At 40.2% G+C, this 25,100-nt stretch carries 22 protein-coding genes and 1 pseudogene; 8 read left to right on the top strand and 15 right to left on the bottom strand.

The window, feature by feature from the left end; all coding sequences use genetic code 11:
- The first annotated feature begins 477 nt into the window (after nt 1-477).
- Nucleotides 478-1,431: a hypothetical protein gene (locus KG708_RS17100; RefSeq protein WP_213611797.1), complete on the top strand. Its 954-nt coding sequence runs from the start codon at nt 478-480 to the stop codon at nt 1,429-1,431.
- A 244-nt stretch (nt 1,432-1,675) separates the two neighbouring features.
- On the opposite strand, the gene KG708_RS17095 is transcribed toward KG708_RS17100, so the two are convergent.
- From KG708_RS17095 to ompR, 10 genes and pseudogenes are all read right to left on the bottom strand, one after another.
- Complete coding sequence (locus KG708_RS17095) at nt 1,676-2,083, bottom strand: DUF6210 family protein (protein ID WP_054205977.1); 408 nt, start codon at nt 2,081-2,083, stop codon at nt 1,676-1,678.
- A gap of 17 nt (nt 2,084-2,100) precedes the next feature.
- Nucleotides 2,101-4,359 carry a DUF1308 domain-containing protein gene (locus KG708_RS17770; protein ID WP_301003486.1) on the bottom strand — a complete coding sequence of 753 codons (2,259 nt, stop codon included), beginning with the start codon at nt 4,357-4,359 and terminating at the stop codon, nt 2,101-2,103.
- An 11-nt stretch (nt 4,360-4,370) separates the two neighbouring features.
- Complete coding sequence (locus KG708_RS17870) at nt 4,371-5,267, bottom strand: hypothetical protein (RefSeq protein WP_366513631.1); 897 nt, start codon at nt 5,265-5,267, stop codon at nt 4,371-4,373.
- A 753-nt stretch (nt 5,268-6,020) separates the two neighbouring features.
- Nucleotides 6,021-6,230, bottom strand: a complete 210-nt coding sequence (locus KG708_RS17075) for a hypothetical protein (RefSeq protein WP_213611795.1) — start codon at nt 6,228-6,230, stop codon at nt 6,021-6,023.
- 96 nt (nt 6,231-6,326) lie between these two features.
- Nucleotides 6,327-7,643: a VCBS repeat-containing protein gene (locus tag KG708_RS17070; protein ID WP_213611793.1), complete on the bottom strand. Its 1,317-nt coding sequence runs from the start codon at nt 7,641-7,643 to the stop codon at nt 6,327-6,329.
- Between the two features lie 459 nt (nt 7,644-8,102).
- Nucleotides 8,103-8,636 carry a SpvB/TcaC N-terminal domain-containing protein gene (locus tag KG708_RS17760; RefSeq protein ID WP_301003485.1) on the bottom strand — a complete coding sequence of 178 codons (534 nt, stop codon included), beginning with the start codon at nt 8,634-8,636 and terminating at the stop codon, nt 8,103-8,105.
- A gap of 127 nt (nt 8,637-8,763) precedes the next feature.
- Nucleotides 8,764-9,135 carry a fibronectin type III domain-containing protein gene (locus tag KG708_RS17755; RefSeq protein ID WP_301003484.1) on the bottom strand — a complete coding sequence of 124 codons (372 nt, stop codon included), beginning with the start codon at nt 9,133-9,135 and terminating at the stop codon, nt 8,764-8,766.
- A pseudogene (locus tag KG708_RS17060) lies at nt 9,107-10,708 on the bottom strand (IS1634 family transposase). The gene KG708_RS17755 and the pseudogene KG708_RS17060 overlap by 29 nt, the downstream one beginning before the upstream one ends.
- Before the next feature lie 536 nt (nt 10,709-11,244).
- Nucleotides 11,245-12,561, bottom strand: coding sequence for a two-component system sensor histidine kinase EnvZ (envZ, locus tag KG708_RS17055; RefSeq protein ID WP_213611791.1), 1,317 nt, complete (start codon nt 12,559-12,561; stop codon nt 11,245-11,247).
- 5 nt (nt 12,562-12,566) lie between these two features.
- Nucleotides 12,567-13,286 (bottom strand): two-component system response regulator OmpR, encoded by a 720-nt coding sequence (gene ompR, locus KG708_RS17050; protein WP_076919617.1) that lies wholly within the window; start codon nt 13,284-13,286, stop codon nt 12,567-12,569.
- A 194-nt stretch (nt 13,287-13,480) separates the two neighbouring features.
- Here ompR and greB point away from each other — a divergent pair, with 194 nt between their 5' ends.
- From greB to KG708_RS17030, 4 genes are all read left to right on the top strand, one after another.
- Entirely contained in the window at nt 13,481-13,954 is a 474-nt protein-coding gene (gene greB / locus KG708_RS17045) for a transcription elongation factor GreB (RefSeq protein WP_024602196.1), read from the top strand.
- Nucleotides 13,955-14,078: 124 nt separating this feature from the next.
- Nucleotides 14,079-14,384: a hypothetical protein gene (locus KG708_RS17040; RefSeq protein WP_213611789.1), complete on the top strand. Its 306-nt coding sequence runs from the start codon at nt 14,079-14,081 to the stop codon at nt 14,382-14,384.
- A gap of 55 nt (nt 14,385-14,439) precedes the next feature.
- Nucleotides 14,440-15,018: a CBS domain-containing protein gene (locus KG708_RS17035; protein WP_213611788.1), complete on the top strand. Its 579-nt coding sequence runs from the start codon at nt 14,440-14,442 to the stop codon at nt 15,016-15,018.
- 168 nt (nt 15,019-15,186) lie between these two features.
- Nucleotides 15,187-17,511 (top strand): Tex family protein, encoded by a 2,325-nt coding sequence (locus KG708_RS17030; protein ID WP_213611785.1) that lies wholly within the window; start codon nt 15,187-15,189, stop codon nt 17,509-17,511.
- Between the two features lie 64 nt (nt 17,512-17,575).
- Here KG708_RS17030 and KG708_RS17025 read toward each other — a convergent pair whose 3' ends face one another.
- From KG708_RS17025 to KG708_RS17010, 4 genes are all read right to left on the bottom strand, one after another.
- Nucleotides 17,576-18,430: a putative metalloprotease CJM1_0395 family protein gene (locus tag KG708_RS17025; RefSeq protein WP_213611783.1), complete on the bottom strand. Its 855-nt coding sequence runs from the start codon at nt 18,428-18,430 to the stop codon at nt 17,576-17,578.
- Nucleotides 18,431-18,436: 6 nt separating this feature from the next.
- Nucleotides 18,437-18,745: a hypothetical protein gene (locus KG708_RS17020; protein WP_213611781.1), complete on the bottom strand. Its 309-nt coding sequence runs from the start codon at nt 18,743-18,745 to the stop codon at nt 18,437-18,439.
- A 92-nt stretch (nt 18,746-18,837) separates the two neighbouring features.
- Entirely contained in the window at nt 18,838-19,575 is a 738-nt protein-coding gene (bioH, locus tag KG708_RS17015; RefSeq protein WP_213611779.1) for a pimeloyl-ACP methyl ester esterase BioH, read from the bottom strand.
- Nucleotides 19,576-19,623: 48 nt separating this feature from the next.
- The gene (locus KG708_RS17010) at nt 19,624-20,592 is read right to left on the bottom strand and encodes an IS30 family transposase (RefSeq protein ID WP_213607586.1); all 969 of its coding nucleotides are present in this window, start codon (nt 20,590-20,592) and stop codon (nt 19,624-19,626) included.
- A gap of 144 nt (nt 20,593-20,736) precedes the next feature.
- On the opposite strand from KG708_RS17010, the gene KG708_RS17005 reads away from it, so the two are divergent.
- Entirely contained in the window at nt 20,737-21,414 is a 678-nt protein-coding gene (locus tag KG708_RS17005; RefSeq protein ID WP_213611765.1) for a phosphoribosyltransferase family protein, read from the top strand.
- A 2-nt stretch (nt 21,415-21,416) separates the two neighbouring features.
- Here KG708_RS17005 and KG708_RS17000 read toward each other — a convergent pair whose 3' ends face one another.
- Nucleotides 21,417-23,966: a M14 metallopeptidase family protein gene (locus tag KG708_RS17000; RefSeq protein WP_213611763.1), complete on the bottom strand. Its 2,550-nt coding sequence runs from the start codon at nt 23,964-23,966 to the stop codon at nt 21,417-21,419.
- 146 nt (nt 23,967-24,112) lie between these two features.
- On the opposite strand from KG708_RS17000, the gene nfuA reads away from it, so the two are divergent.
- Nucleotides 24,113-24,688, top strand: a complete 576-nt coding sequence (gene nfuA, locus KG708_RS16995; RefSeq protein WP_008465569.1) for a Fe-S biogenesis protein NfuA — start codon at nt 24,113-24,115, stop codon at nt 24,686-24,688.
- Between the two features lie 13 nt (nt 24,689-24,701).
- Entirely contained in the window at nt 24,702-24,971 is a 270-nt protein-coding gene (locus tag KG708_RS16990) for a hypothetical protein (RefSeq protein WP_213611761.1), read from the top strand.
- Nucleotides 24,972-25,100 lie beyond the last annotated feature (129 nt).

The following is a 25,100-nucleotide window of genomic DNA, read 5'->3' as shown; positions in this document are numbered from 1 at the left end:
AAACCTTTCAAAATCAGACTCATCTAAGTAAATCGATTTTCGCTCATTCCCTCACGACGTAACATGATATAAAGCACCTTCGAACTCTAATCTTAGCGGCCTAGCCACTTTTTTACCTATCTATGTTAGTAAATTAATAACTAAAGATTAAGCACTAGTCGGCTAAAAAGCAAAAAACAAGACCTGACCCCATAAGACCGCTGCGGTAGACCCGCTTTACTCTACCTTCAGCGTTAAAATCATTGACAGGCAAAAGGCAAGACGCGACCCCATTGGCGCGCACACTACACCTTGTCTTTAATTGTTTGTGACTTCAGTAAGTCTAGTTGGCAATTAGCTATAGCGAAATTGCCTTCTGTACTATGCTATGTACACAGATTTTGGAGCTTATAATTACAAGAACCTATATAAATCAGTATGATAAGATTTGGTCATTTAATTAGGCATTCGCATGAACAATTTTCAGAGAAATAAAAAATGCAGCTTAGTGAATACAGAAAACTGCCTTCTGAGGTTAAGAAGATCGCCACGCGCTATATGCTCGCCGTAGCGATGGCGCGATTGAATGTAGGTACATTAAATCAGCTCAGTAAGGTGATAGATGAAAGGAAACCCAAGGAGATGAGGGGATGCTCGCCTAGCTTTTTATATAATAAATGGAAAACACCTATCGAGAGCCACACTAAAATTGCACCGATAGAAGTGCTGATACCAGGTATTCATTGCTGCCTTACCAGCCCACTATGGCAACTTTTTTCAGGGGCAGCAAAAACACACAGTGATATTAATGCGTTACTTTACCAATTAGATTGCCGTGTCACGGCATGTTTGTTTGAACCAAATATTGATATGGCAAATCCAATACGGTCAAAGAAAATTACAAAGCGCCATATATGTATAATCGAGTGCTTTAATACGCCAGATGCATTAGCGTGTCTATTGTTGCTGTCGTTAGATAACTGCCCATTTCAATTTATCATCGAGCAAGCGACATTTAGGTTGTTTATTCGGTTAGTCAGTTTTACCCCCATGTACACCATCAAATACTCTCTTTATATTTTGATTCAAAGAACTGTTTACGCTAACTCCAAGCGAGTATTTGAGGATGAGCACACACTGAAATTGCTATATGAAACAGCTAACAATGCAAGGCAGCTCCCTGCATGCTTTAATCTGTTTATCAATATGGATAGCAACGAGTTAGAAAAAATTACACAGTATTACCAACGAATAACTCAAGAAGCGGTGACCTGTCACTTAATCAAGGACGATCCGAATATTAGAATGTTTTTTAGTTACCTACTCAATGAATCTGACCAAGCTTGGATACAAATAGGCCTTCAAGATTATCAACAAAATCCTGGTAAAAAATTAAATCCGCATTTATCACGTTTACTTAAACGAATGAGATATCTTTCTCGTAAATATTAGCTTTATTGAGCATATAAAATCAGCACAGCCATCATGTTATCTCAGTAAGCAGTGTCACTTAAAAACAGCAGAGCTAGCTATTTGAGCCAGCCCCACTAATATAGTGGCACTTACACTGATTGCACAGTCTGCTGTTAGCAAGTGCGCAGTTCTACTGGGATAAGCCGCGCACTTGATAGCCTTTACACGGTAATTGAACCTGCTCTATTACACAAACGAGGCCATCCTTTTAGCTTGTTTACAATTAGTCACTATTAGACCAAGTTAAGATACCCTTCATCTCATTTTCACAACTTATAGGATTACTCTCCGTGCTCTTTATAATTACGTATACCCATGACTCAATTGAATCTTCTAGCTTTGTAGTATCAACTGAAATTCCGTTTGTTTCAGGGTTATTTTGCAATAGCTTATCTATAGACATTGCCAACTTTGTACTAACTGATTCTGAGTTTTTAAAAAGCTGACTTAATTTATATTCTAGAGAAGATTCAAAATCATAAGGGTCGCAATCAAAATTGAAAGGAACAAAATACCCTTCCATTTCAGAATGAAAGCAAGCTGTCCCTCCAGTCTGGTTAAAGTAAACGCAATTAGATTTAGCCTGAATAATTAAACCAGCGCCTACCATGTCCCATAAACATATCTTCATTACTTTATTTTCCTTTTCTAAAACGAGTGAGGGCTATGAATATATGAGTCAAGCACAACCCCTTGATTTGCAGCAGCCCTAACAAATCTTTGGTCTGAAGTAATAGTTCGAATACCAAGTCTATCACCTGTTCCAAATATTCGTTGATCTGGCATTTTTATAGTTCGCGTAGGGAGCAAGTTCATAACTCTTATAGATGGCATGTCCGGAATAGCGCTGACCGTTGATAAAAACGCGGAAGCATTTGCTATCACGTCTGGTCTACCATTACGCCTAACAGCAACTACAAATTCGCCAAGAGCAGTTTGAGTCATCAATCGAGCATTATTACCCATAGCTGCAAGGATTTCACCTTGAATGGGTGAAGCTGGGCCTGATAGCGCCCTAGCCGTGCCAGTATCAATATTGATAGCACCTTGCCTAACTCGTTCTAGAGTTTCATTTTCTGTTAATGATTCAGCTGGGATTAGTGGATGGACAGCTTCAGGTGTAGAGCCGGGAGTTGAAAGAGACAGAGCTACCGTCGTTAAGGCTCGCCCTAGAGCTGAAAGAATAGTTTCCCCAGAAATACCCTCAGCGGCTAGAGGTAATGCTACAGCAGCTCCAGATAAAGCACCTCCACTGGTACTATTATTACCTTTTGCAGTTGTTGATGGTGCGCCAATATCGGCTGTTGCAGACATATTACCTATCTGAATATTAACCGTACCATTGCCATTGCCTGTCATGGTGCCGACTTTCACATCGCGTTTTATGCGGGAACCTGTGACAGATTGCCTCTGAGTAATATCAGCCTTTTTATCTTTACCTAGCTCTTCTGCAACCTCTTGGCAGTTTTCAGGGTTATCTGCATCACAACTTGTATAACCAGTCGGGTCTGTTCCACTTAACGGGTTATTCATAATATACGAATACGGGTTAATACTCTGACTATTCGTTGGGCTTTGAATAACGGGGTCCACCGACATAAACCGCCCAAGGTTATAATCGTACACCCGACCGTTCATATGGATTAACTCTACACTATCTAAATGTTCGTGGTCAGTAAAGCCACGATTCGTTTTTGCATCCGCCAAATCACCTAGTTTTGAAGTCCCAAATGATTTTAATCCACCACTGGCTAAACGTGGTTTGCCAAATGGATCGTAGTTTCGCTCTGCTTCTACTTGCCCGTTGTGGTCGGTAAATACCCGTGCGCTGCCGAGGCGGTCACGGTGGGTGTAGCGGATGGTTGCGCCTTCATCGGTGGTTTGGCTTATTACTGCAATGTCGTCTATGTAAGCTCGCCACGTGGTTTTTATGCCGTTTATTTCTTCTTCATAGAGCTTGTCACTATAGTACGTGGTCACGCTGCCATTTACTTGTTTAAAGCGCATATGCTGCGGGCCATAAGTAAAATTGAGGGTTTTACCACTTTTTATAATTTGCGTGGGTTTGTCCATAGCGTTATAGGTAGCGCTGGTTAAACCATCACCACTGGTCATGTTGCCTCTCGTATCATAACCAAACGACTTCCAACCACCGCGATAAACACGTTTTACTGCATTGGGCCCGCCTGTTGCGCCGTTTTCATAATCATACTGCGTTGCATAGTCTGATTTTGATAACAAATTACCCACCGCATCATAGCTATAGTTGATGGTGCTGATACCATTAACGGCATTACTCTCTAAACGGTGTAGTGCGTCATAATCGTATGTTTCACTAAAGCTATGCTGATTGCCAATATTACCTGTCGTAATATCAACTGCTTTTAAATTACCAAAACCATCGTACGCGGAGTAATCGATGTTCATAATGTTGCTATTATTTTTAGCTATTGTTTTTAAGAGCATTTGCCCACTTTTGTTACTGTAAGCAGTATTTTCAGTGAGTCCATTACCTAGCGTATTTTGAGAGCCGTTACCAAATATGTCGAATTCAGTTATAGTTTTATACACATAACCACTAGCTGCATTTTTTACCTGCGTTTGATAGCCTACGTCATTGTAACGGTATTCGAGTGTGAGGTTGTTAGGGTAACGCAGCCCTTTTACACGGCCATAATTATTGTCGTAGAAGGTGGTTGTGGTGTAGCTTTTACCACTGCCTGCAACGGTTTGACCGCTTGGACGACCGCGATTGTCGTAAGTGTAGGTTTTTGTTACGCCATTGCCTACGGCTTGGTTTAATTGCCCAAAGCCATTCGTTGCGCCGTCATAGGTATACGTTAACGTATTTTCACCTGTGGCGGTGCGCCGTGTTACGCGGCCAAGTACATCGGTAACATAGGTCAATGTTTTACTACCTACGCGTACTTCTCGCTGTAACTCTCAAAGCCGTTGTACTCAAAATTAGTAACGCCTTGGTTAGGATCATTCACCTGTGTTTTTTGGCCTAAGCCGTTGTAGGTTGCCTCTATGTTATTGCCATTAGCATCTTGAATAACAATAGGTAAGCCTTGGTTATTATAGCTGTAACGAGTAACACCATTATCAGCATCCACCGTTTGCATAAGCTGTTTAAGGCTATTGTAGGTACGCGACATATCCAAGGTGATGCCATAACAACTATCATAGACCTCAATATCTGTCTTAAGTCCACTGTAGCTGTAATTAGTAGTCATGTTACCGCAATGTTGATTGGTTACTTTTTCGATTACGCGGCCAAGTGCATCGTGTTCGGTGTATGACGTACCATAAACTGCACCTCCTTCTTTATAGGGCATAGATTCAAACGTTTTATAGCCAAGGCTGTTATAATTAACGTCACTAAACACCCAGTCACCATCGAAATTCTGCACAGCTGTACGTAATGTTCGTCCCAGCGCATCTTGATAGATTTTTTGCATAGGCTGCCCTGCTGAGACATTTAACACTTGTATTATTGCATTAGCTGGTGCTTGTGCGTCAGGTGTTTGCATTGCACTGTAACGGGCCGGACTGCCATCAGTCTGAATACTGTAAGGGCGGTTATAATCATCGTAACCAAAGTTTGTCACTTGATAGCTATTGCTACTAAGCTGCTGACGAGTTTGGGTTATCTGCCCTGTTGCAGGGTTTACTTCGGTGTAGCTAATATGCCCTTTAGCATTAGTTTGTTTATATGGGAAATAACCGTCAGTAGCTTCAACAGTTCCGTCTTTACTGTAGGTGGTTGAAGTTGTACGTGTTTGGTCGATCCAACTACCACTACTATTACGCACTTTTGTGGTTTGACTAACAGATAATGGAAGGCCGTAGGCATTATAGATAGTATCTATTTCACTCCCATAACCAGATGATGAGCCACCAAGTGTTGCTGTAGTTGTTATTGTTTGTGGCTGTCTACTACCATGGTAATTACTGTATTCACTTCTAATGCTCGTTTCTTGATCTAAGTCTGCATCCGTTATTGGGTCGTTTGTACTGCGCCCAGCTACACGAGCTTTAGTTTGTATTTTAGTATTAAGTTTATTTAACCACCAGTTACTTTCGTTACCCTCATACTCGCGTGTTTCACTTGTGGTATACGTACCCCAAGCGTCTTCAACTTGCGTAGATGATGCAGTTACATTGCCATATTGATCTAACCTAGTAATATTTTTATCGATGCGTGTTAGATCTTGTTTAGTAACTAAATCTCGAGTAATTTGTGTAGTTTCATTTGGGTATAAATTATAAACGTCAGTTACACTGTGAGCTAGGTTCTCTTGCCACTCAGTATTTGAATAACTTATCGCATTGGTTTCATTATCACCAATATCTAGATGCCCGCTTCCCCTTGTTGCATAATCATCTTCGGTAAATGTAGCTTGTCGCTTTAGCTTACCTTGATACGGAAATATTTGCTCAAAATCAGTTTGAGTGACTAAAGTACGATCTACATCTTTTCTATAATTGATTTAAAACCCATAAAACCACGGCCTTGCCTGCTATAGACCGCTTCCCTATAAAAGTACTCTTTATGCTGCGCAATATCAGTTGCCATCAAAATCTATAAAAGATGAAACAATAGGCATACTCGAAGTAAAATATATATACCCTTGAGCAATATCGCCGCTCAAATAACGCTCTGCTCTATTATCTGGAGTATCATAAAGCGATAAGTTATTTTCATGCATCGGCGTAGATAAATTTGCATATTCCCATGTTGACTCTCGCTTTAATCCGTCAGTAACCTTATGCAAAATTTCTGGTAGCTCATTGTTATCAGTTAGCTTATTTGTCTTAATAAAAAACCATTAACGCCAGTTGAGCGAAGGTTACCTGACATACCTCCTTGCTCAAAGGAATAACCATTTATAGTGAAGTTGCCATTGGCAAAAGTAATATTTTAAATGTTGAAAAGAAAAATCTAAATACCCATCATTGTTATAGTCTGTAATTTCTAAAGGTTGGAACACCTCATTGCCATAAATAGAAGTACGCCCTATTGGAGCTTTAACTATATTTGCAAAGCTACGCCTAATTTCTGTACTGTTACTATTATTTTCAAAATCGATCATCGTCCAGTTAAAACGACGTAAATCAAGGTTGCTTAAGTCTATTTCTAATTTTTCGGCTGAGCTTTCTGTATTGCGATGCTCGTGCATTTGTATGTCATCGTTACAACTTTCTATATAATAATCACGCTGTACAATCCTTCCTAAAATATTGACGCAATAATCATCTTCACTATTAGTTGCAACAAGTAATTCATCCTTTCCATCTGAGTCTAAATCTCCTACCTGTAGCCCACCAAATTTCGCTTGAACACGATATTGCAACGAGTTATTTGTATATAAGAGGCTATTGATTTGCCATTCATGTATACCTATACCAGTTCCCAAGCTGCTAAGAGGCAAAAAACTATAATTACCATTATTGAGTTGCACTTGCCATTCATAAGAATTTCCAGATTTTGCAGCTCTCACAAAATCTTTCAGCCCATCACCATTTAGGTCAGCAAATACAAACTGGTTGTAAAAGTTGTTAATAGGTAGACCTAACTCTTCAGAGAAGTATTCATTTAATTGAACTTGACCATTGATTACTTCTGTAAATGCAATTGAAATTTCTTTAATGTTATCATCGGCTTGATATGTAAGCATTAAATCAAGTAATCCATCGCCATTCATATCATCCCAACTAGCTTGTTGAAATAAACTTTGACCTGCATTGAAACTTCTTTTTTTTAATTTATATAATTCAATAAAGCTATAAAAGTTAATTTGCCCTTCACCACGGCTCTTGTAATACCCTACATAGCTTTCATCATTATTAAAGTAATTTGTTAAAACAATATCCTGCAAACCATCCCCATCGATATCGAAAATCCGTGCATTTGTTGATCGTATATTTTCATAACCGTGATTTAGTTGAAAGTTTGTAGTTACCCTTGTGGCATTAAAATGATCATCATACTGTATATAAACTAAATAACCATTTTCAGAAGTTGTAAAATCAGCTATTCCATCATTATTAATGTCACCCTCTACAGCAGTGAAAATTAAGTGGCTTATATTATCATCTAAGGTTTTTAAATAGGTGTAACTGCCATTCAGTAACGTATATACATCAACATTAATAGATACTCCTCCATTTCTAACAATCTTTAGCAACTCAGCTATACCATCACCATTTAAGTCTTTATAAATAACACGATTTTTTGGCTTAACTCACCTTTTGATGAAGAATTCAGGCCTCCAACATTAGAAAATACACTATCTGCAAGTGAGTTGATATTTACGCCCTCCCAACTCAGGGCCGGGTCCGACATGCTAAAGTGAGTTTTAGGAGTGCAATGATATGAACCACTATAATCACATAACTCAATTGTTTTTATATGGGAACGCGCTGTACTTTGACTCTCGCCGTAACTTAATCCATACCTTTTTACTAAAGTATTTCCCATATATGTTTTAATACTTTTGAGCAAAACTGTTGTGTAGCTTACCCCTCCATTTAAGTAGTTTAACGAAGTATCAGTTCTATCAGTAAAATAATTAAACTCAACTATCCTGTCGCCTTTATCCGTTCTGCTCTTACCAGAATAAAGAATTTTTTCAGCATTAACTGACCTAGACCAAATTCTTCATACTCATAATGTATATAGTTTTTTCCATAACATCATGTTGATACTCGAGTAACCAGGAATAAGCCGCCACTTTACTTCCATGTATTAGCCTCGAATTAGTTGTTTTACCAAAATAAGCTACTCGGCCGTTTTTATATTCAACTCTGAACCATGTAGATGAGCCATTTAGTGAACCACTTTGTGTTACACGCACAAAGCTATCTATTTCAGTACGATATTCAGTCCCTGAGCTTCCATAGCTACCTGATGTATTAATTAAACGCTGACCATCTAAGCACAGCCTGTCATTACTATTATATTGTGGGTTTTGCATGAAGCCATCTTGTGCATACGTAGCTGCGCACCTTGTAATACTTGAGCTAGCAGATAGCGACCATCCCATTCCGGCAATACCATTACCACTGCGAGATGAATAATTAAGTGATACTTCAGGCTGCATGCCAGCTCTGCCCGGCGGTAATTGAATTGGAATATGATACGTTGAGGCGCCACCACTTACACCAGCTTGCCCCTCCAAGGTACCTATTAATTGGCTACTAGGAGCAACTGTGTCAATAAAGTTACTTGTATCATCTGGGGTTTGTGTAGTAAGTGTCGAGTGTGGGAGTAGTTTTTTACTTCGTGAACTATTATGGGAGGGCCAACTAAATAATCACTGTACTTATTTTCGCCATTAATTTTTTTACAGCTCGAACCCTAAATATGTGTTTGCTATATCCTGCCAATGAAAAATAATAACTATTGTAGCTTAATCCTTCAGCTACCATCCTAAAAGAACTGCCATCCTCAGATACTTCTACCGAAAAAGTCGTTTCTGAATTGCAAAAACCGCTGCACGGAAGTGCTACTGCTGATGAACTACCATATAACAATCCTCCACCATCATCATAGCTTCCCCAACGCCAAGAAATTCTGATTGAACTCTCATCTTTTGTAAATGCGAAATCTGTTGGATCTTTTGGATTAATCCGGTATTCCGCACCCATTTTAAGAATAAATTTTCTGGTACTTTTCACCTAAGCAATCAATGATGGTCTGATTACGCGTTTCTAAATTGGCTACCAATGCCGTTTTGTCTGGTAAATATATAACCGCTATTCCTTCAAAGCATTGGAATACCCAACGCGCTGTAGGCCGCTGCTCGGGTTTGTACTTCATACTTGGGAAGTAGCAATTTTTCTCGACTAAGGTTGTACGAATTTGATGCTCTAAGCCCGCATATACCATTAAGCAGCAGGTCATCACCATCAATAGCGCTTCAATACGCTCCGGTTTTTAAGATAAATGGCGCTCGTTAAGAAGTCGGGGCTTTTAAGAAGCGAAAGCCTTTTTCAACATTCTGTTGGGCTTTGTAACTGCTCAGCAAGCTTGCCATATCAAGCCCCTCACTGACATCATTGGTGGCAATAATGAACAGTCCAAGTTGTTCTAAAGCGCTTTGCCGCGAGGCTAGAGGTGTGTATAAATTGCCCGTGATTTGATACTCAATGCGTGTTGGTAACTCGCCTAACTTAGGTCGTCCGGCACTCGCATAAACAGCGACTTCTGTTACTTGCGCGTTGACATTACATACCGCTTGCTTGTCTTGCCATTTTATAAGGGCGGTTTGCGCATCTTGTGCGCAGGCAAAGCGTTGTTGGCCTAACAGTTTGAAGTCTTTTCGCGCTTGCTCGCCCGCTTTTAACATGCGCTTGTTCAAATTGTGTTGCTCACGCTTGTAAGCTTGTTCACTGCGAATAAGTAGCCACTTTTGTTTGACACCACCATACTCGCTGTCATAACTGACGCCTTCATAACCTTGAGAAATAGGTGTAAACATCAAGGTTGGAGCTTGTTTGATCAGTGCCTTCGCTTCTTTGAGTGTTTGCGGTACGCGAGTAATAAATAATTGGCCTTGCGCGTCTAAATCCTCAATCGTTTCTTTCACATAAAGCGCAGCATCCGCCACTAAATAACGGCTCGCTTGCGCGGCTTTTAAACTGCCAATATGCGCTTTTACAATCTGCTTGAAACCCTCCATATCATTACTGTTGCCACTGGCCGGTTTCATGTATACGGGGATCCCAGACTGATTCTCACATATAAGATTTAATATCACTTGATTAAGCTCAGGTCGATGATCGCGTGAATAACCTCTGGCTATACGAATGTGCCTCGGCTCATCGTCCTCAGTGGCTTGACCATCATAATGGAAACTTGTCGAGTCAAGATGCAAAGCTTCAGTTGCCAAACCAAGCTTAGTAACAACGGCTTCGCCTAACTGTTGATACAAGTTGGAAACACCATATTCGTACAAACTATCTAAGCATCGTCCTAGCGCATCATCGTTAATATGCTCAGGTAACACGCCTTCACCAATGAGCCGGTCGACAGGCTTGTTTCTGAAGTATTCGCTATACATATGTAAGGTTCGGCCAGTAAAGCCAAGACCATTTAAGACCATTGCAGTCACCAGTTGGCCACAACTGATTTTACGCTCGGGAGCCGCGCCCCTAAAGCCTTATCAATAATATCAGCAAAACCAAGACTATGACAAAAACCAGCGACGAGACCATGGTGGTCGAGTATTTTAGAATAAGGAACAGGCATAATATTGTGCTCTCAAAAGAGAGTAATAGATCAAAACTCGGGATCGGCGTCAAGAAGTTTTTTTAACAAAAGGCAAAATCATGCTCAGTTATTGAACGATTTTAATTCAAAAATAGAGTGCGGAATGACAGATTAATTGTTATTGGTTCAACTGGTTCAAACATCCCCATAGAGCTTGCAGGAAAGCAAAAAAGGCTTAGCAGTATAGTAAAAAAAGCAAGGGGTACAAGATTATTGTTGGGATAAAACGAGGTTTTCACACTTTGTTCCTTAAAGTTTAACAGCTGCCCCATACTAACAAAAAACAAACAAACATCAACATTTTAAACCTTAAAAGTTAACACCTTACTGTGATGGGCTATTTAAAAATTATTAGGAGTTAGGTGTATGGGATATAGACTTGTGTTTACAAGTTTAGTTAATTATTTACTTTTACTTAACACTTGCTACTAGCGGCGGCACTGCCATCCGCTTTAAAGCACTTTAAATTATTTAAGCTTTAATAAAGTTATTTAAAAAAGCAAACCCTGCACAGGTTACTGTGCAGAGTTTTGTATTTTTATCGGCAGGTAAATTTGTGCACTTAAACCACCCTCTAATCGGTTTTCAAGTTTCACTTTACCATCGTGCATGTCAACAATACGCTTTATAATAGCCAGTCCCAAGCCACTACCTTCACTACCTCGTGCAGCGTCACCTTGCTTAAACGGTTCAAATACTGACTCTAATTCACTCTCTGGTATACCTGGGCCATTATCGTTAACCGCAACAATCACGTACTTTTTATTGCAACTGAAGTAACTTCGCACCTCAATATCCCCTTGCGAGTAACGCAGTGCATTTTCAATCATATTCGTCAGCACTCGTTTAATAGCAACAGCGCTGATAGGAATGTTACCTAAATTAGGATTGCTTTCAAACGTGATCACTCGTTGATGCTTTAGTTCACTTTGTACAACATCTGCTATCAAGGCGTTGATATCTTCATAGCTTTGTTCTTCACGTTTATGATGGCGTAAATATTCAATAAACTGATCGATAATGCTATTCATATCTTCAATGTCGTAAATAATACCTTCACGTAAATAATCATCTTCATCAACCATCATTTCTGTGGCCAAGCGAATACGGGTGAGCGGAGTACGTAAATCATGAGAAACACCGGCCATAAGTAATCTACGGTCGTTCTCAAGGGCCGCTATACCTCGCGACATTTGATTAAACGCACGTGTTACTTCTATTACTTCGGTAGAGCCTTCTTCTTCAAGTTTGGTGTTAAAATCACCTTTACCTACTTTAATTGCAGCGTGTTGCAGTGCTTTTAATGGTCGGTTCAAATGTCTTGCAAACAACCACCCGCCTAATACACTTAAAAAACCGATACTAGAGAGGTAAAAAGTTAGAAATTCGAGATTACTCTCTTTAAATCCGATTAAAGGGACTTTGACCCAATACCCAGGTGCTTGAGGTGCTTCCACCCAATAAATAAGCGGGTCAGTTTGACTAATGCGCACCCGAGCAAAACCATTCAACTGCTCTGACATACTTCGCGATAGCCCCGAATACTCTCGACTTTGGCCTAAGCCATTGCGCATCGCTTCACGCTGAGTCATCACCTCAATACCGGTTATTTCAAAAAACTTTTCTGAAACTTCGTCGGTTACTTCAACACCCTCTTCCCAGTCAATAAATACAGTTTTAATTTGCTTAGCGAGCATCAAATTAACTTGCTCAATGGTGGGTTTAACAACATATAAACTTACTGTGACGTAGGATACAATTTGGTTAATCAGCAACAAAGCTGCTACTAAAAAAACAGTTTGCCCAAACGCACTACGTGGAAACATTCCCATAATGATTACTTTTCACCGTCAGGAACAAACACATAACCTAAACCCCATACCGTTTGAATATAGCGTGGGTTAGCGGCATCGACTTCGATCATTCGACGAAGGCGTGATACTTGAACATCAATACTACGCTCAAGCGCACTATAGTCTCGCCCTCGAGCTAAGTTCATTAATTTATCTCGACTTAATGGCTCACGCGGATGAGACACCAACGCTTTTAATACGGCAAACTCGCCACTGGTGAGCGATACCGTGTTATCGCCCTCACTCATTTCACGGGTGGCTAAATTTAGGGTAAATTTACCAAACTCAATTAAGTTCTCCTGCGCTGAAGGCGCCCCTGGCACTTCTTTTGATTGACGACGTAAAATAGCTTTTATGCGCGCTAATAGCTCGCGAGGATTAAACGGTTTAGGAATATAATCGTCAGCACCGAGCTCCAAACCAATAATACGATCGACTTCATCGCCTTTGGCGGTCAGCATAACAATAGGGATTTGGTTTTCTTTTTGGCGTAAACGTCTGCAAATAGAGAGCCCATCTTCGCCCGGCAGCATTAAATCAAGCACCATGAGGTGAAAATTTTCACGCTCAATTAGCCTATCCATTTGCTCTGAATCGGCGGCTGTTCTAACAATAAATCCTTGCTCTACCAAATAGCGTTCCAGCAAACTGCGTAAACGTTTATCATCATCCACCACCAATACTTTTACTGTCTCTTGTCCCATAATCTGTTGCTTATTTTTATAATTTATTAATAGTTAATATAAATGAAAAACTTAAGAATAAAAAACTAATTAAGCGCTTAGATTGTTACTGAACATTTCAAACCCATTGAGTATGTATTTTATTGATAATACGCTCGACAAATTTCATTTATTTTAATACCGTGCCACATATGAAAATTAAACAAGAACACGGCGTGAAAACAAACTTAATTACTCGCGAAGGCTATTTACAACTTCAGCAAGAACATGACCATCTTTGGAATGTAAAACGCCCAGAAGTCACTAAAATTGTGAGTTGGGCTGCAAGCCTTGGTGATCGCTCTGAAAATGCAGACTATCAGTATAATAAGCGTCTATTACGCCAAATAGACCGCCGAGTGCGCTATCTACGTAAGCGCATCCCCGATTTAAAAATTGTTGATTACTCACCCGTGCAAGACGGCAAAGTTTTTTTTGGTGCTTGGGTTGAAATAGAAAACGAGGCTGGGGAGTGTAAGAAGTTTAGAATTGTCGGTCCCGATGAAATTTATGATCGCAACGATTACATTTCTATCGACTCACCGATGGCGCGAGCACTATTAAAAAAACAAGTAGACGATGATTTTGAGGTCATGACCCCTCAAGGTGCTAAGCAATGGTATGTAAATAATATTTCCTACCAAAAATAAAACGGCTTAGTTTTGATTCAGATCATATTAACTTTTTATTGTTTATATTATCTGAGTAAGCTATAACTAAAGTAACTCAAGTTATGATGTATTAATTTGAGAGTAGTTAATTAAGGTCGTCACTATGTCAAACATTACAGCGCGCATATTACAAAATGCCCTAGTGTTTACACTCTTTATGAGTGTAAGTTTGACATTGCATGCAACACCCAAAAATACGCAAATTGATGCTGGTTTTACACCTGAAGAATTTATTGTTTGCGATTCTCCTGACCAAGCAAACCTCGACACCGATATAGACTCTCATGTTGGTGTTATTGCGCTTAGAGAAATTCAACCACTTCCTTTAGCGTTATACTTTGATTATGAAAGTAACTTTTTAGTCACACCATACAACCATGCACATCCGCGAGCGCCACCCGTTATTTAGTTTAATAACTTGCTTTTAAACATTATTAAATTTTATAACTAATTAGGTGGATATTATGTCTAACTTTAAAGAACTCCGTACCCAAGATATTTCTCATGGCACTATTGCTAATACATTTACTGATGAATCTGTCATTGATTTAACCTCACCTGCTACACAAGTGGTGACTAGTTTTACTGATACAAGCCCGATGCGTGCATCGTTTGATACAACAATTGAACAAGCGTCAAAACAGTTAACGACTCAACGCTCTGATTTTATTTTGGTGACTGATGAGCAGCAAAAGCTAATAGGTATAGTGGCAAGTGCTGATTTACAAAGCTCAAAAATCATGATTTTAGCTCAGCGTTTAGGCTTGCCCCGTAGTGAAATTAGCTTGCGCTATTTAATGACACCGCTAAGTAATTTAATGGGTGTAAGTATGAAAAGCTTAAGCTACTCATGCATTGGTGATGCACTGCAAACTATGGAACATCATGGCGCTATGTTTTTATTAGTCACTGCAGCTAATAATGAAATAAGTGGTTTAATTTCAGCACGCGATATAGCACGTAAGTTGCAAATTCCTGTTCATATTAGCCCAATAGCACACACATTTAGTGAAGTACTCGAAAGTATAGAGCACCCTCACTAAATCAGCTTTTTATCAGTATAGTTCCAACCCCGGTAATGGCATCTTAAGGCAAGTAAAATAGCTTGCTTTAAGAGCTTTTTATTACCCTCCCCTGTGATATTATTCAAGACATTGACGCATCAGTTAACTTCTTAGCTGGTCTTATTTTTTGTATTAAAAGGTTTTTGCATGAGCGATATCTCTGCACGTTTAGCAACTGAGCTAAATGCACAGCAGCAACAAGTGGTTGCAGCAACAAAGTTACTTGATGAAGGCGCAACCGTCCCCTTTATTGCCCGTTACAGAAAAGAAGTGACCGGTGGATTAGATGACACCCAACTACGCCTTCTAGAACAACGTTTATCTTATTTACGTGAACTTGAAGAACGCCGTGGCTTTATTCTATCGACGATAGAATCTCAAAATAAGCTTACCGGGGAATTAGCAGCTGATATAAAAGCAGCGCAAAGTAAAACCGAGCTTGAAGATTTATACTTGCCTTATAAGGCAAAGCGTCGCACTAAAGGTCAAATCGCTATTGAGGCCGGTTTAGAACCTCTTGCTAATGCGTTATTTAACGACCCAATGCTCGACCCAGAAGCTGAAGCCGCTCACTATATTAATGCCGATAAAGCCATTATTGATACAAAAGCAGCCCTTGATGGTGCCAAATTTATTCTAATGGAGCGTTTTGCTGAAGACGCTAAATTACTCGCTAAGTTTAGAAGCCATATTAGTCAAAATGGGGCGATTGAGAGTAAGTTAATTGATGGGCAAGAACAAGCAGGTGCTAAATACAGAGACTACTTTGAACATCAAGAGCCGTTAAAAAAAGTGCCCTCGCACCGTGCATTAGCCATGCTAAGAGCACGTAATGAAGGCATTTTACAGTTAACGATTAACCCTGAGCCAAGTGCTGAAAATCCAGCCCAGTTATGTGCACAGATGATCAGCGATCATTACCGCCTAGATATTAAAAACAAACCTGCTAGTGCATGGTTATTAACTGTGGTGCAGTGGGCATGGAAAATTAAGCTTGGGCTACACTTAGAAAACGAGTTTTTAGCCGCAATGCGTGAAAAAGCCGAAACCGGCGCTATTGACGTATTTGCTAAAAATTTAAAAGATTTATTAATGGCAGCGCCTGCAGGCCCTCGCACGACACTTGGTTTAGATCCCGGCTTGCGTACTGGTTGTAAAATTGCGGTAGTCGATAGCACAGGAAAACTGCTCGCTACACAAACAATCTTCCCACATGCACCGCAAAATCATTGGGATAAATCATTACGTACGCTCGAGCAATTATGTCGCCAACATAAAGTTAAGCTTATTGCGATTGGTAACGGCACTGCTTCTCGCGAATCAGATAAACTGGTTGGCGAACTTATCAAAGCCAATGCCGAGCTTAAACTGAATAAAATGATGGTCAGTGAAGCCGGCGCTTCGGTGTATTCTGCGTCTGAATTTGCCGCTAATGAGTTCCCAGATTTAGATGTATCTTTACGCGGTGCAGTATCTATTGCACGTCGCCTACAAGATCCATTAGCTGAGCTGGTTAAAATAGAACCTAAGTCTATTGGTGTAGGCCAATATCAACACGATGTATCGCAAAGCCAACTTGGGCAAAGCCTAATTTCTGTAGTAGAAGACTGTGTAAACAGTGTGGGTGTTGATTTAAATATGGCCTCAGTGCCTTTGCTTGCGCGTGTTTCTGGCTTAAACAAAACGTTGGCTCAAAACATTGTAAACTACCGTGACACGAATGGGTCATTTACAAAACGTAGTCAGTTGAAAAAAGTAGAACGCTTAGGGCCAAAAGCATTCGAACAAGCGGCCGGGTTTTTACGCATTAATAATGGCAGCGATCCGCTAGATAACTCATCAGTTCACCCTGAAGCATACCCAATCGTTAAGCGTATTTGTGAACATAATCAGGTAGACGTAAATAACTTAATTGGTAACAGTGAATTTTTAAGTAAACTCGCTGCAAACGACTATATTGACGATAAATTTGGCTTACCAACCGTGACTGACATTATTAGCGAGCTTGATAAACCAGGTCGCGATCCACGTCCTGAATTCAAAACCGCGGAGTTTAAAGCCGGTATTGAAAAAATTAGTGACCTTAAGCCTGGTATGATTTTAGAAGGTGTGGTTTCTAACGTTGCTAATTTTGGTGCATTTGTTGATGTGGGTGTTCATCAAGATGGACTCGTGCATATTTCAGCTATTACTAACAAGTTTATTTCAGACCCACGCGAAGTGGTTAAAGCAGGTGACATTGTTAAAGTAAAAGTGGTTGAAGTCGATGCTGCCCGTAAACGCATTAGTTTTACTATGCGCCTAGATGACGACATAGACACCAGCAATAAAGCAGCAGCTGCGGCACCGCAAAAGCCTCGCAGCAATAATACAAATCAAGCACGAGCGCCTAAGCCTAAACGCGATACAGGCAATGCGATGATGGGTAATGCCTTTGCTGACGCCTTCGCTAACGCTAAGGTAAAAAAATAGTTAAAACGATAAATTTAAAAACAAAAAAACCGCTTAGGCGGTTTTTTTATTCATTTAAGATAGCTTATATTTGCGCTGAAAATTCACTTTGAGTTGCAGGTAACGTAGCAAGTTGATAAAAATTAGCGATCCGCTCAGCACGAGCTTCTATTTCGCTGTCACGTATTGGCTGTTCACTTTTAGCAACTGTTTTCTCGCCTTCATCAATTGAGAAAGATGCACTTATCTTACTTTGGCCTTCACTATTACTTTCTTCATCTACAGAAGATAGCTCAGCTTGTGCTGCAGCTATTTTTTGTGTCGCATCTGCAGCTATTGCCCTGTCTGCGCTAGAGGGTTCAGCAGGCGCTAAAGCTGCAGCACGAACAGTTTGCATTTTGTCAATTGTAGCTTGCGGATCACCATTAATTACACCGACATCAATAGGCACTTCACCACCTACTGCATAGTTAGCGCCATCAGGGCCTCTTTGATAATCGTAACTAGGAGAGCCCGCATATTGCCCACCTACGGCGACATGTGCTTGCTCATGTGTACGAACTTCGGTATCGCGAGCTTTTAACTCTTTAATTTGCTGCAGATCTTGCTCAAGCTGAAGCTCTTCTTGCTTACTAACTTCTTCAGCAACTTGCTGTTTTTCTTGCTCGGCATCGTTTTGCTCACCATCAGCGTTACCTTCTCGTTGCTCAATGGTTTTTTCATCTTTTATTTTGCCGCTTGCAGTGTAAGTTGAGCTGTCACTATTGCCAGGTAGCTTGGCTTTTTCTGCATCACTTTGGGCTTTATTTTCTGTGCTACCGGCTGTGTTTGCAGCAGCAGGGGGAATAACTTCACGTAGCTGATTGTCACGCCGAGCAGTCTCCGTATAAACATTTGCAGTGTTTATATTGATAGACGGAAACGGCGTGACGATGTTCATAATATATTACACTTGAATATCAACTAAAGTACCTAGTACATCATCTGCAGTTTGAATTGATTGCGTGTTAGCCTTTGCGTTGAACTCTTCAACTTTTAAGTTTACTAATGCTTCATCAATTCGTGCAGGTTGAGATACTGGTGCGGTTACGGCTTCTTCAGGACGTGCAGCAGAGAGTTGACGTTGCTGCGCTAATTGAGAATCATCTTGCTGCTCTATGCTGGCACGATTGATCTCAGCGCTAGCTTTTTCAATACCTTGGCTGGCTCTGTTAAACCCTTCTACACCGCTATTGAATACAGTTCCGATCGGCATAATAATAAACCTCCAACGAATGAATGTAGGTTAATTATCGCTCAAAAATCACGCAAAATAAAGCTTTAACCCGCTATAATAATGGCTTTACTTCAAAGCATTGATTTAACGGCAGATAAAAATTCACTTTTATGAGAAATAAAGGGGGCATGGGATGCTTTGTCTAATACTTCATACTCAAAGCCAGCATTAAGTGCGACCATTTTCTCAATCGCCCGATAAGGAACAAGCGAATCTAAGCGCCCAAAAATCCCATGAATAGCAACAGGGCACTGTGCAAAAACCTCGCGTAGGTCTTGGTTTTGCAGTATATCTAACCCTGCGCTTAATGCCTCATTATTCGGTGGCGGCGACTGACTCAATAATTGCTTTAGCTGTTTTACATCATCCCGAGCCGACTCACTGCCCATTGCTTGGATAGCTAAAAAGCGCTCTATCGTTTTTGAACGTTCTTGTAATAACTGCTGTTTAAACTGTGCGAGTACTGTGGGTTTAATACCCTCCCATGGCCGTTGCTCTACAAAAAAAGGCGTTGAAGCAACTAAAATGACTTTTGACACTTTTTCAGGCCAATGTTTGGCAATATAAAGGGCAAACAGGCCACCTAAAGACCACCCCATTAAAACAGATTGTGGCTTTAGTTGCTGACTCACAAGTTGAGCTGCATCATGCAAAGTATAAGGATTTAAAGAGACATCATTGTCACCGTAACCTGGTAAATCTAAGCAACGTACTTTGCCAGAATATAAAAATTCTAATTCAGGTTTTATTAACTGCCACACGCCTTGGTTCATTCCCCAACCGTGTAACAACACACATTCTTTTTGCATATTTGCCTAACCTTAACCAAACTTGAATTCAAGTATTAAGTGCAATCATTATGCAGCCACCAGAACTTCTGATTGCCCGGTAAATAATTCATGAGGAGTTTTATACCCTCTTGTCTTTCTTGGCCGATGGTTGAGCTTATCAACTGCCGCCTGTATTTCTGACTCACTTAGCGCCATAAAGTCAGTTCCCTTGGGGAAGAAGCGCCTGAGTAAGCCGTTGGTATTCTCATTTATGCCCCTTTCCCATGATGAATATGGGTGAGCGAAATACACATCCGCTTCTAATTTTTGTGCAATATGCTCATGGTAAGCAAACTCTTTTCCATTATCTAAAGTCACGGTAATAACCTTATCTTTATATGGTGTCATACACTTTATCAGCGCATCGGCTGTTATTTGCGCATGTTTGCTTTCAATTCTGTGAACGATTGTATATAACGTTTTACGTTCAACCATTGTGACAAAGGCATTTTTACGCCCTTTGCCTATCACTGTGTCACCCTCCCAATCACCAATCCTAGACTTTGCATCCACAATACTTGGGCGTTCATCAATACTGACTCGATTAACTATCTGCCCACGTTTATCGTAGCTTCCATAGCGTTTTTTATACTTTTTACATGCACGAGTGAGTGTCTTATGTAGTTCACCACCACGCGCCTTGTCCCTGTAAATATATTGATAAATCGTTTCATGATGTAAAACGACCTTTTTCTCTAAAGCTAAGCGACCTGCCACCTGCTCTGGCGAAAGTCCGTTAAGCAACAATTTATTAATCCATTCAGTAACTTCATCTGTTAACTTACTTGCTTTGAAAGATGATTTGCGTCTTTGCTCTGCAAAATTATTGGCTTGGTTAGGCCGATAGCCTTTAAGCCCTTTATTGCGTTTTAACTCTCTGGAAATAGATGACGGTGAACGAGTTAGTTCATCAGCAATTTGTTTTTGGTTATTTCCTGCTTTTATTAACGCGTAAATCTGGTATCTTTCTTCTTGTGTCAGCTGTTTATATTTCATTAAAGCAATTTCCTTTGGCGAGAAAATGGCCGAATTATAACAGCTGGCCATCTAATCTGAGAAATTGCACTTATTATCCGAATTTAGGAAACTTAAATCTATGATAGCGTTTTAAAGGGAGTTTGTAATGAGGAGAATCAGCGAATGAAACTCAGCCTAGGTGATTGGCTGTTTCCCTCTTACTGTGTGTTGTGTCAAAGTCAGATCCACAGCTCAATGGGGCTTTGTCAATTTTGTTTAGATGACTTGCCATTGCTAGATTTGGCCGAGCATGACAATTTATTTTACCGCCCCGATATTGTAGAAATGTTTCCTAACTGCAGCTTTGAGAAACTGTTCGCGTGCGCTTTTTATCAACCCCCTTTTGACTTATGGCTAAAACAGCTGAAATTTAATAATCAAATTCATTACAAAAAAGCGCTGCAGCAAGTCATTAAAAAACAGCTTACTATTTTTACTGATAAGCAGCATTTAACTGCCGCTGTATTTATTATTTTACCTTTGCATAAATCGCGCTTTTTAAGCCGGGGATTTAATCAGGTTACCCAAGTATGGCAACCTTGTTTGTCATCCTTTAAAGTCTTGAATAACGCATTAGTACGTAATAAACACACCTCGGCACAATCACAATTAAGCAAAGCTAAAAGGGTCAAAAATTTACAGCAGGCTTTTTCATGCACGATTAATTTAGAGGGAAAAACGGTAGTAATTATCGATGATATTATGACCACGGGAGCAACATTAAATGCAGCCACTTCGTCGCTAAAAGAAGCAGGCGCTAAACAAGTCTGGGCATTTACGACCTGTTTAACGCCACTTTAAATTTAGTTACCACTAACTCGAAAGGTATGACCGAAAAATAAAGCGTTACTTAATAATCGGCTAGTGCCGTACCAGTAACCTCTAAATACAGGGTTGTCTGTCATCGCAATCACACTGCCTCGGCCGTAAGAGTGAGCCATTAATGCAGCACCGCCGGCCACTTGCTCTACATTAACTGCATCAGTAAAACCAGCAAGTAACGGCTGCTGTGTATAAGTGAGTATATTTACAAACGGCGCTTGGGAGGCTTCGAGCAACCACGTGCTATTTTTAAACACTGGCAGAGTGCTACGCGTCAATGAGAACGTCAGTGGATGCGTAGTATCTACATCGGTATTAAATATAGCGCCTGCAATACGCTGGCGACCCGCTAGATAGTCTTTGTCTGCATATTTTAAACCTTGGGTATCAAATGCACTGGCGATATTTTTGCGTGATAAGTAGTTTGCTTTTAATAACTGCTGATCAGCTAAGAACTTTGCCCCGCCTTTATGACCCCAAATAACGCCGCCTTTTCTCACCCAGCTTTTAATCGCCACTTTATCGGCATCAGATAAGGTCGTGTAATTACCATGCGCTAACACAATATGGCTATAATCACTCAGTTCAAGGGAGCTCAAGCGGTTCATTTCAACAATTGTTGGCGCTACGCCTACAAAGCGATCTAGGTAATACCACACTTCACCGGCTTCATATTGGCTAACCCCTTTACCGCCAACTAATAATACCTTAGGCGCAGAAACAACCGCCATAGAGCGCGAGCCTAAGTCGACACCTTTGCTAGTTAAACCTGTAGTAATTGGCTTAATTTCAATACCAAATTGAGTTTGCGCTTGGTTAAGCTTTTCAACCCAATTGGATTCAGTTTGTAGCCCTGCAGGAATAATAATACTGCCCGCATCAAAGTCTATTTCATTATGTGTGGATTTAGCAGTTAATGGTTTTAATGCAACACGAGCTTTAATACCTTGCTGTAATAAACTATTGAGCATTTTTGGTGCAAGCATGTCGTCCCATGCAAATCCGTAGGCATAGTTTTTAGTCAGTGGCGCTAACTCTGGCTGCTTTGCTTTTTGCCAGGCCGTAGCGTCTACTTCTAATCCCCAACGACTGTTTACTTTAGCAAACGGCAAATTAAACGCATGCGCTAATGTCCAGCCTGATACATCGTAAAAGGTGTTGTCTGCAAAGTTTTGTTGTTCACTAAAAATAGCTTTAACTAATCGATATTGTGGTTGTGCAAGCGGCACAAAATAACTGTCAGGGGTAAAGTTTTTACCCTCAGCTTTTAGCCCTTCTCTCACTGGGTACGCATTAATTTGGTGTTGTTTGAGTATACTTAAAAAGTCGTTAGTACGTGTATTATCTTTTCCACCTTGAACAATATAGCCTTGGTAATCTTCATCTTTGGCAAGCTCAACCGCTTTGTTGTAAAAGTTAGCTTGGTACTCTAGCAAAGCTTGGCGGTTATCAACCGCAGCTTTAAATGTAGATAAACTGGTTAATAGTTGATTTTTTATAGTGAATGCAAAAGTTAGCGGGCCGTTAATAGTGTCTTGAATATGGCCACGAGAACTTGCTTGTTCAAATAAAATACCTACACCACCATTTACATCAGGGTAGGTTGAACCTTTGCCATAATAAAAGTCATCAAAGCTTTCTTCTGTAAAATATAACGCATTGTTGTCATCTAAGGTTTTTGCATGATAATTTGCAATAGCTTTGGTTAGGCTCACATTTTCTTCAGGGGTAATTGGGTGTTTACGACTTGGGATACCCGGTTGAAAAAAGTAGCTACTATTTGGCCCCATTTCATGAAAGTCAGTTAAAATATTAGGCTTCCAATAATGAAATTTGGCTATGCGTGCTCGCGATTCTGGGTGCTGCAACAACAGCCAATCACGATTTAAATCAAACCAGTAATGATTAGTACGGCTACTTGGCCAGCTCTCTACATGCTCTCGGGTTTGCGGATCCGACGATAAATTCATACCGCGATTACTATTAGCCCAATTTGCAAAGCGCGCTAAACCATCTGGATTAAGCGCAGGGTCGAGTAAAATAATCGTATTGTTAAGTAGCTCATTTATTTCATCGCCTTGCGCTGCCGCTAAATAATAAGCGACTAGTAACGCTGCATTACTACCTGATGATTCGTTCCCATGAACACTGTAACCCATCCACACAACACTGGGCTGATCTGCTGTTTTATTGTTTGAATTATTTAGGCGAGCTAAGTGTACTTGGCGAGTTTTTTCTATATTTTTTAATTTGTTAGCCGCTGTAATCGTAAGCATAACTAACGGGCGCTGCTCGTGAGTTCGGCCTATTACTTCAAAGTTAATTCGATCGCTTTTTTGAGCTAAAATTTCCATGTAGCGAACAAGTTGGTCATGCCTTACATGCCACTCACCCACTTGATAACCCAGTACTTCTTCTGGTGTTGGTATGGTGGAATCAAATTCAACCTGTTGCTCAAAATAATACGATAGGGGCTTTGCCATACTTGAAAAACTGGCCAGTACCACCATTATTGTTAATATGAAGCGCATATAAATCACTCTAAAAATGTTTGTTAATTGCACGCTAGCATTGCTTAAAATAGATGCCAACTTTTTACGTTCAACACTAGCCGCAACACGATGAGCGGAGTATGATATGCAGTATCCGAGTAATTTAGTCAAGTATAGACGGTATTATGATTTCTATTTCCGAAACAGCGCAAGCGCATTTTGCTAAGCTATTAGCAGATCAATCTCAACAAACAAATATTCGTGTGTTTGTTGTTAACCCTGGTACATCACAAGCTGAATGTGGTGTTTCTTATTGTCCAGAAGACGCAGTAGAAGAGAGCGATATTCGCCTAAATTTCAACGGCTTTGATGCGGTTGTTGATGCTGAAAGCGCGCCTTTTTTAGCCGAAGCTGAAATTGATTTTGTTACCGACAAAATGGGTACTCAATTAACACTTAAAGCACCTAATGCTAAAGCACGTAAACTAGGTGAAGATGCCAGCCTGAATGAGCGTGTGCAACACATGCTAGAAACCGAAGTAAACCCACAACTTGCCAACCATGGAGGCCAAGTTAGCTTAGTAGAAATCACCGCTGCCGGTGTTGCTGTACTTCAGTTTGGTGGTGGTTGCAATGGGTGTTCTATGATCGATGTCACTCTAAAAGAAGGCATTGAAAAAGAAATGATTGCTAAATTTGATGAGATCACCGGTGTGTCTGACATTACCGATCATGAAGCCGGCGAGCACTCTTACTACTGAGCATTAATCTAACATGCTAAAGCCACTTATTTATCGCTTAGGAAGCAACCCTAAGTTGAGTTTAAAGCGCTTTTTTCGCGGGCTAGCACTATTTGTGCTAGCCGTGATATTTATTGCTGTGGGCTATTACAATCATTACAGTTTACAAGTTATTGGCTTAGTAATTTTAGCGCCTGCTTTGTTTTTTGCCTTTTGGGGTTATGCAGGTATTTTTGCCAACCGTTTTTCTCAAGTATTAAACAATATAGCCTCCAAAAATAACGACCCAGATCTGTGGAAATAACGGTTTATACTAATCTGCTTGGATAGGGGCTCTATTTCAACGATAAGAAAATTATTTTATAACTAGGTAAAATTTTTGATATCTAGTTGCTCTAAATGAAAAAGTTTAACAACGTTATAGGAGAATTTA

This window comes from Pseudoalteromonas sp. (assembly GCF_018402495.1).
In the GTDB taxonomy this organism is placed as follows: Bacteria; Pseudomonadota; Gammaproteobacteria; order Enterobacterales; family Alteromonadaceae; genus Pseudoalteromonas.
Note: the sequence above shows the minus strand (reverse complement) of the source record. Positions and strands in the feature narration are given on the sequence as shown.

Excerpts from the sequence above, each read along its gene's own strand:
- KG708_RS17100 (WP_213611797.1), top strand. The coding sequence starts at position 478 with ATGCAGCTTAGTGAATACAGAAAACTGCCTTCTGAGGTTAAGAAGATC.
- KG708_RS17095 (WP_054205977.1), bottom strand. The coding sequence starts at position 2,083 with ATGAAGATATGTTTATGGGACATGGTAGGCGCTGGTTTAATTATTCAG.
- envZ (WP_213611791.1), bottom strand. The coding sequence starts at position 12,561 with ATGGGAATGTTTCCACGTAGTGCGTTTGGGCAAACTGTTTTTTTAGTA.
- ompR (WP_076919617.1), bottom strand. The coding sequence starts at position 13,286 with ATGGGACAAGAGACAGTAAAAGTATTGGTGGTGGATGATGATAAACGT.
- KG708_RS17040 (WP_213611789.1), top strand. The coding sequence starts at position 14,079 with ATGTCAAACATTACAGCGCGCATATTACAAAATGCCCTAGTGTTTACA.
- KG708_RS17035 (WP_213611788.1), top strand. The coding sequence starts at position 14,440 with ATGTCTAACTTTAAAGAACTCCGTACCCAAGATATTTCTCATGGCACT.
- KG708_RS17030 (WP_213611785.1), top strand. The coding sequence starts at position 15,187 with ATGAGCGATATCTCTGCACGTTTAGCAACTGAGCTAAATGCACAGCAG.
- KG708_RS17025 (WP_213611783.1), bottom strand. The coding sequence starts at position 18,430 with ATGAACATCGTCACGCCGTTTCCGTCTATCAATATAAACACTGCAAAT.
- KG708_RS17020 (WP_213611781.1), bottom strand. The coding sequence starts at position 18,745 with ATGCCGATCGGAACTGTATTCAATAGCGGTGTAGAAGGGTTTAACAGA.
- bioH (WP_213611779.1), bottom strand. The coding sequence starts at position 19,575 with ATGCAAAAAGAATGTGTGTTGTTACACGGTTGGGGAATGAACCAAGGC.
- KG708_RS17010 (WP_213607586.1), bottom strand. The coding sequence starts at position 20,592 with ATGAAATATAAACAGCTGACACAAGAAGAAAGATACCAGATTTACGCG.
- KG708_RS17005 (WP_213611765.1), top strand. The coding sequence starts at position 20,737 with ATGAAACTCAGCCTAGGTGATTGGCTGTTTCCCTCTTACTGTGTGTTG.
- KG708_RS17000 (WP_213611763.1), bottom strand. The coding sequence starts at position 23,966 with ATGCGCTTCATATTAACAATAATGGTGGTACTGGCCAGTTTTTCAAGT.
- nfuA (WP_008465569.1), top strand. The coding sequence starts at position 24,113 with ATGATTTCTATTTCCGAAACAGCGCAAGCGCATTTTGCTAAGCTATTA.
- KG708_RS16990 (WP_213611761.1), top strand. The coding sequence starts at position 24,702 with ATGCTAAAGCCACTTATTTATCGCTTAGGAAGCAACCCTAAGTTGAGT.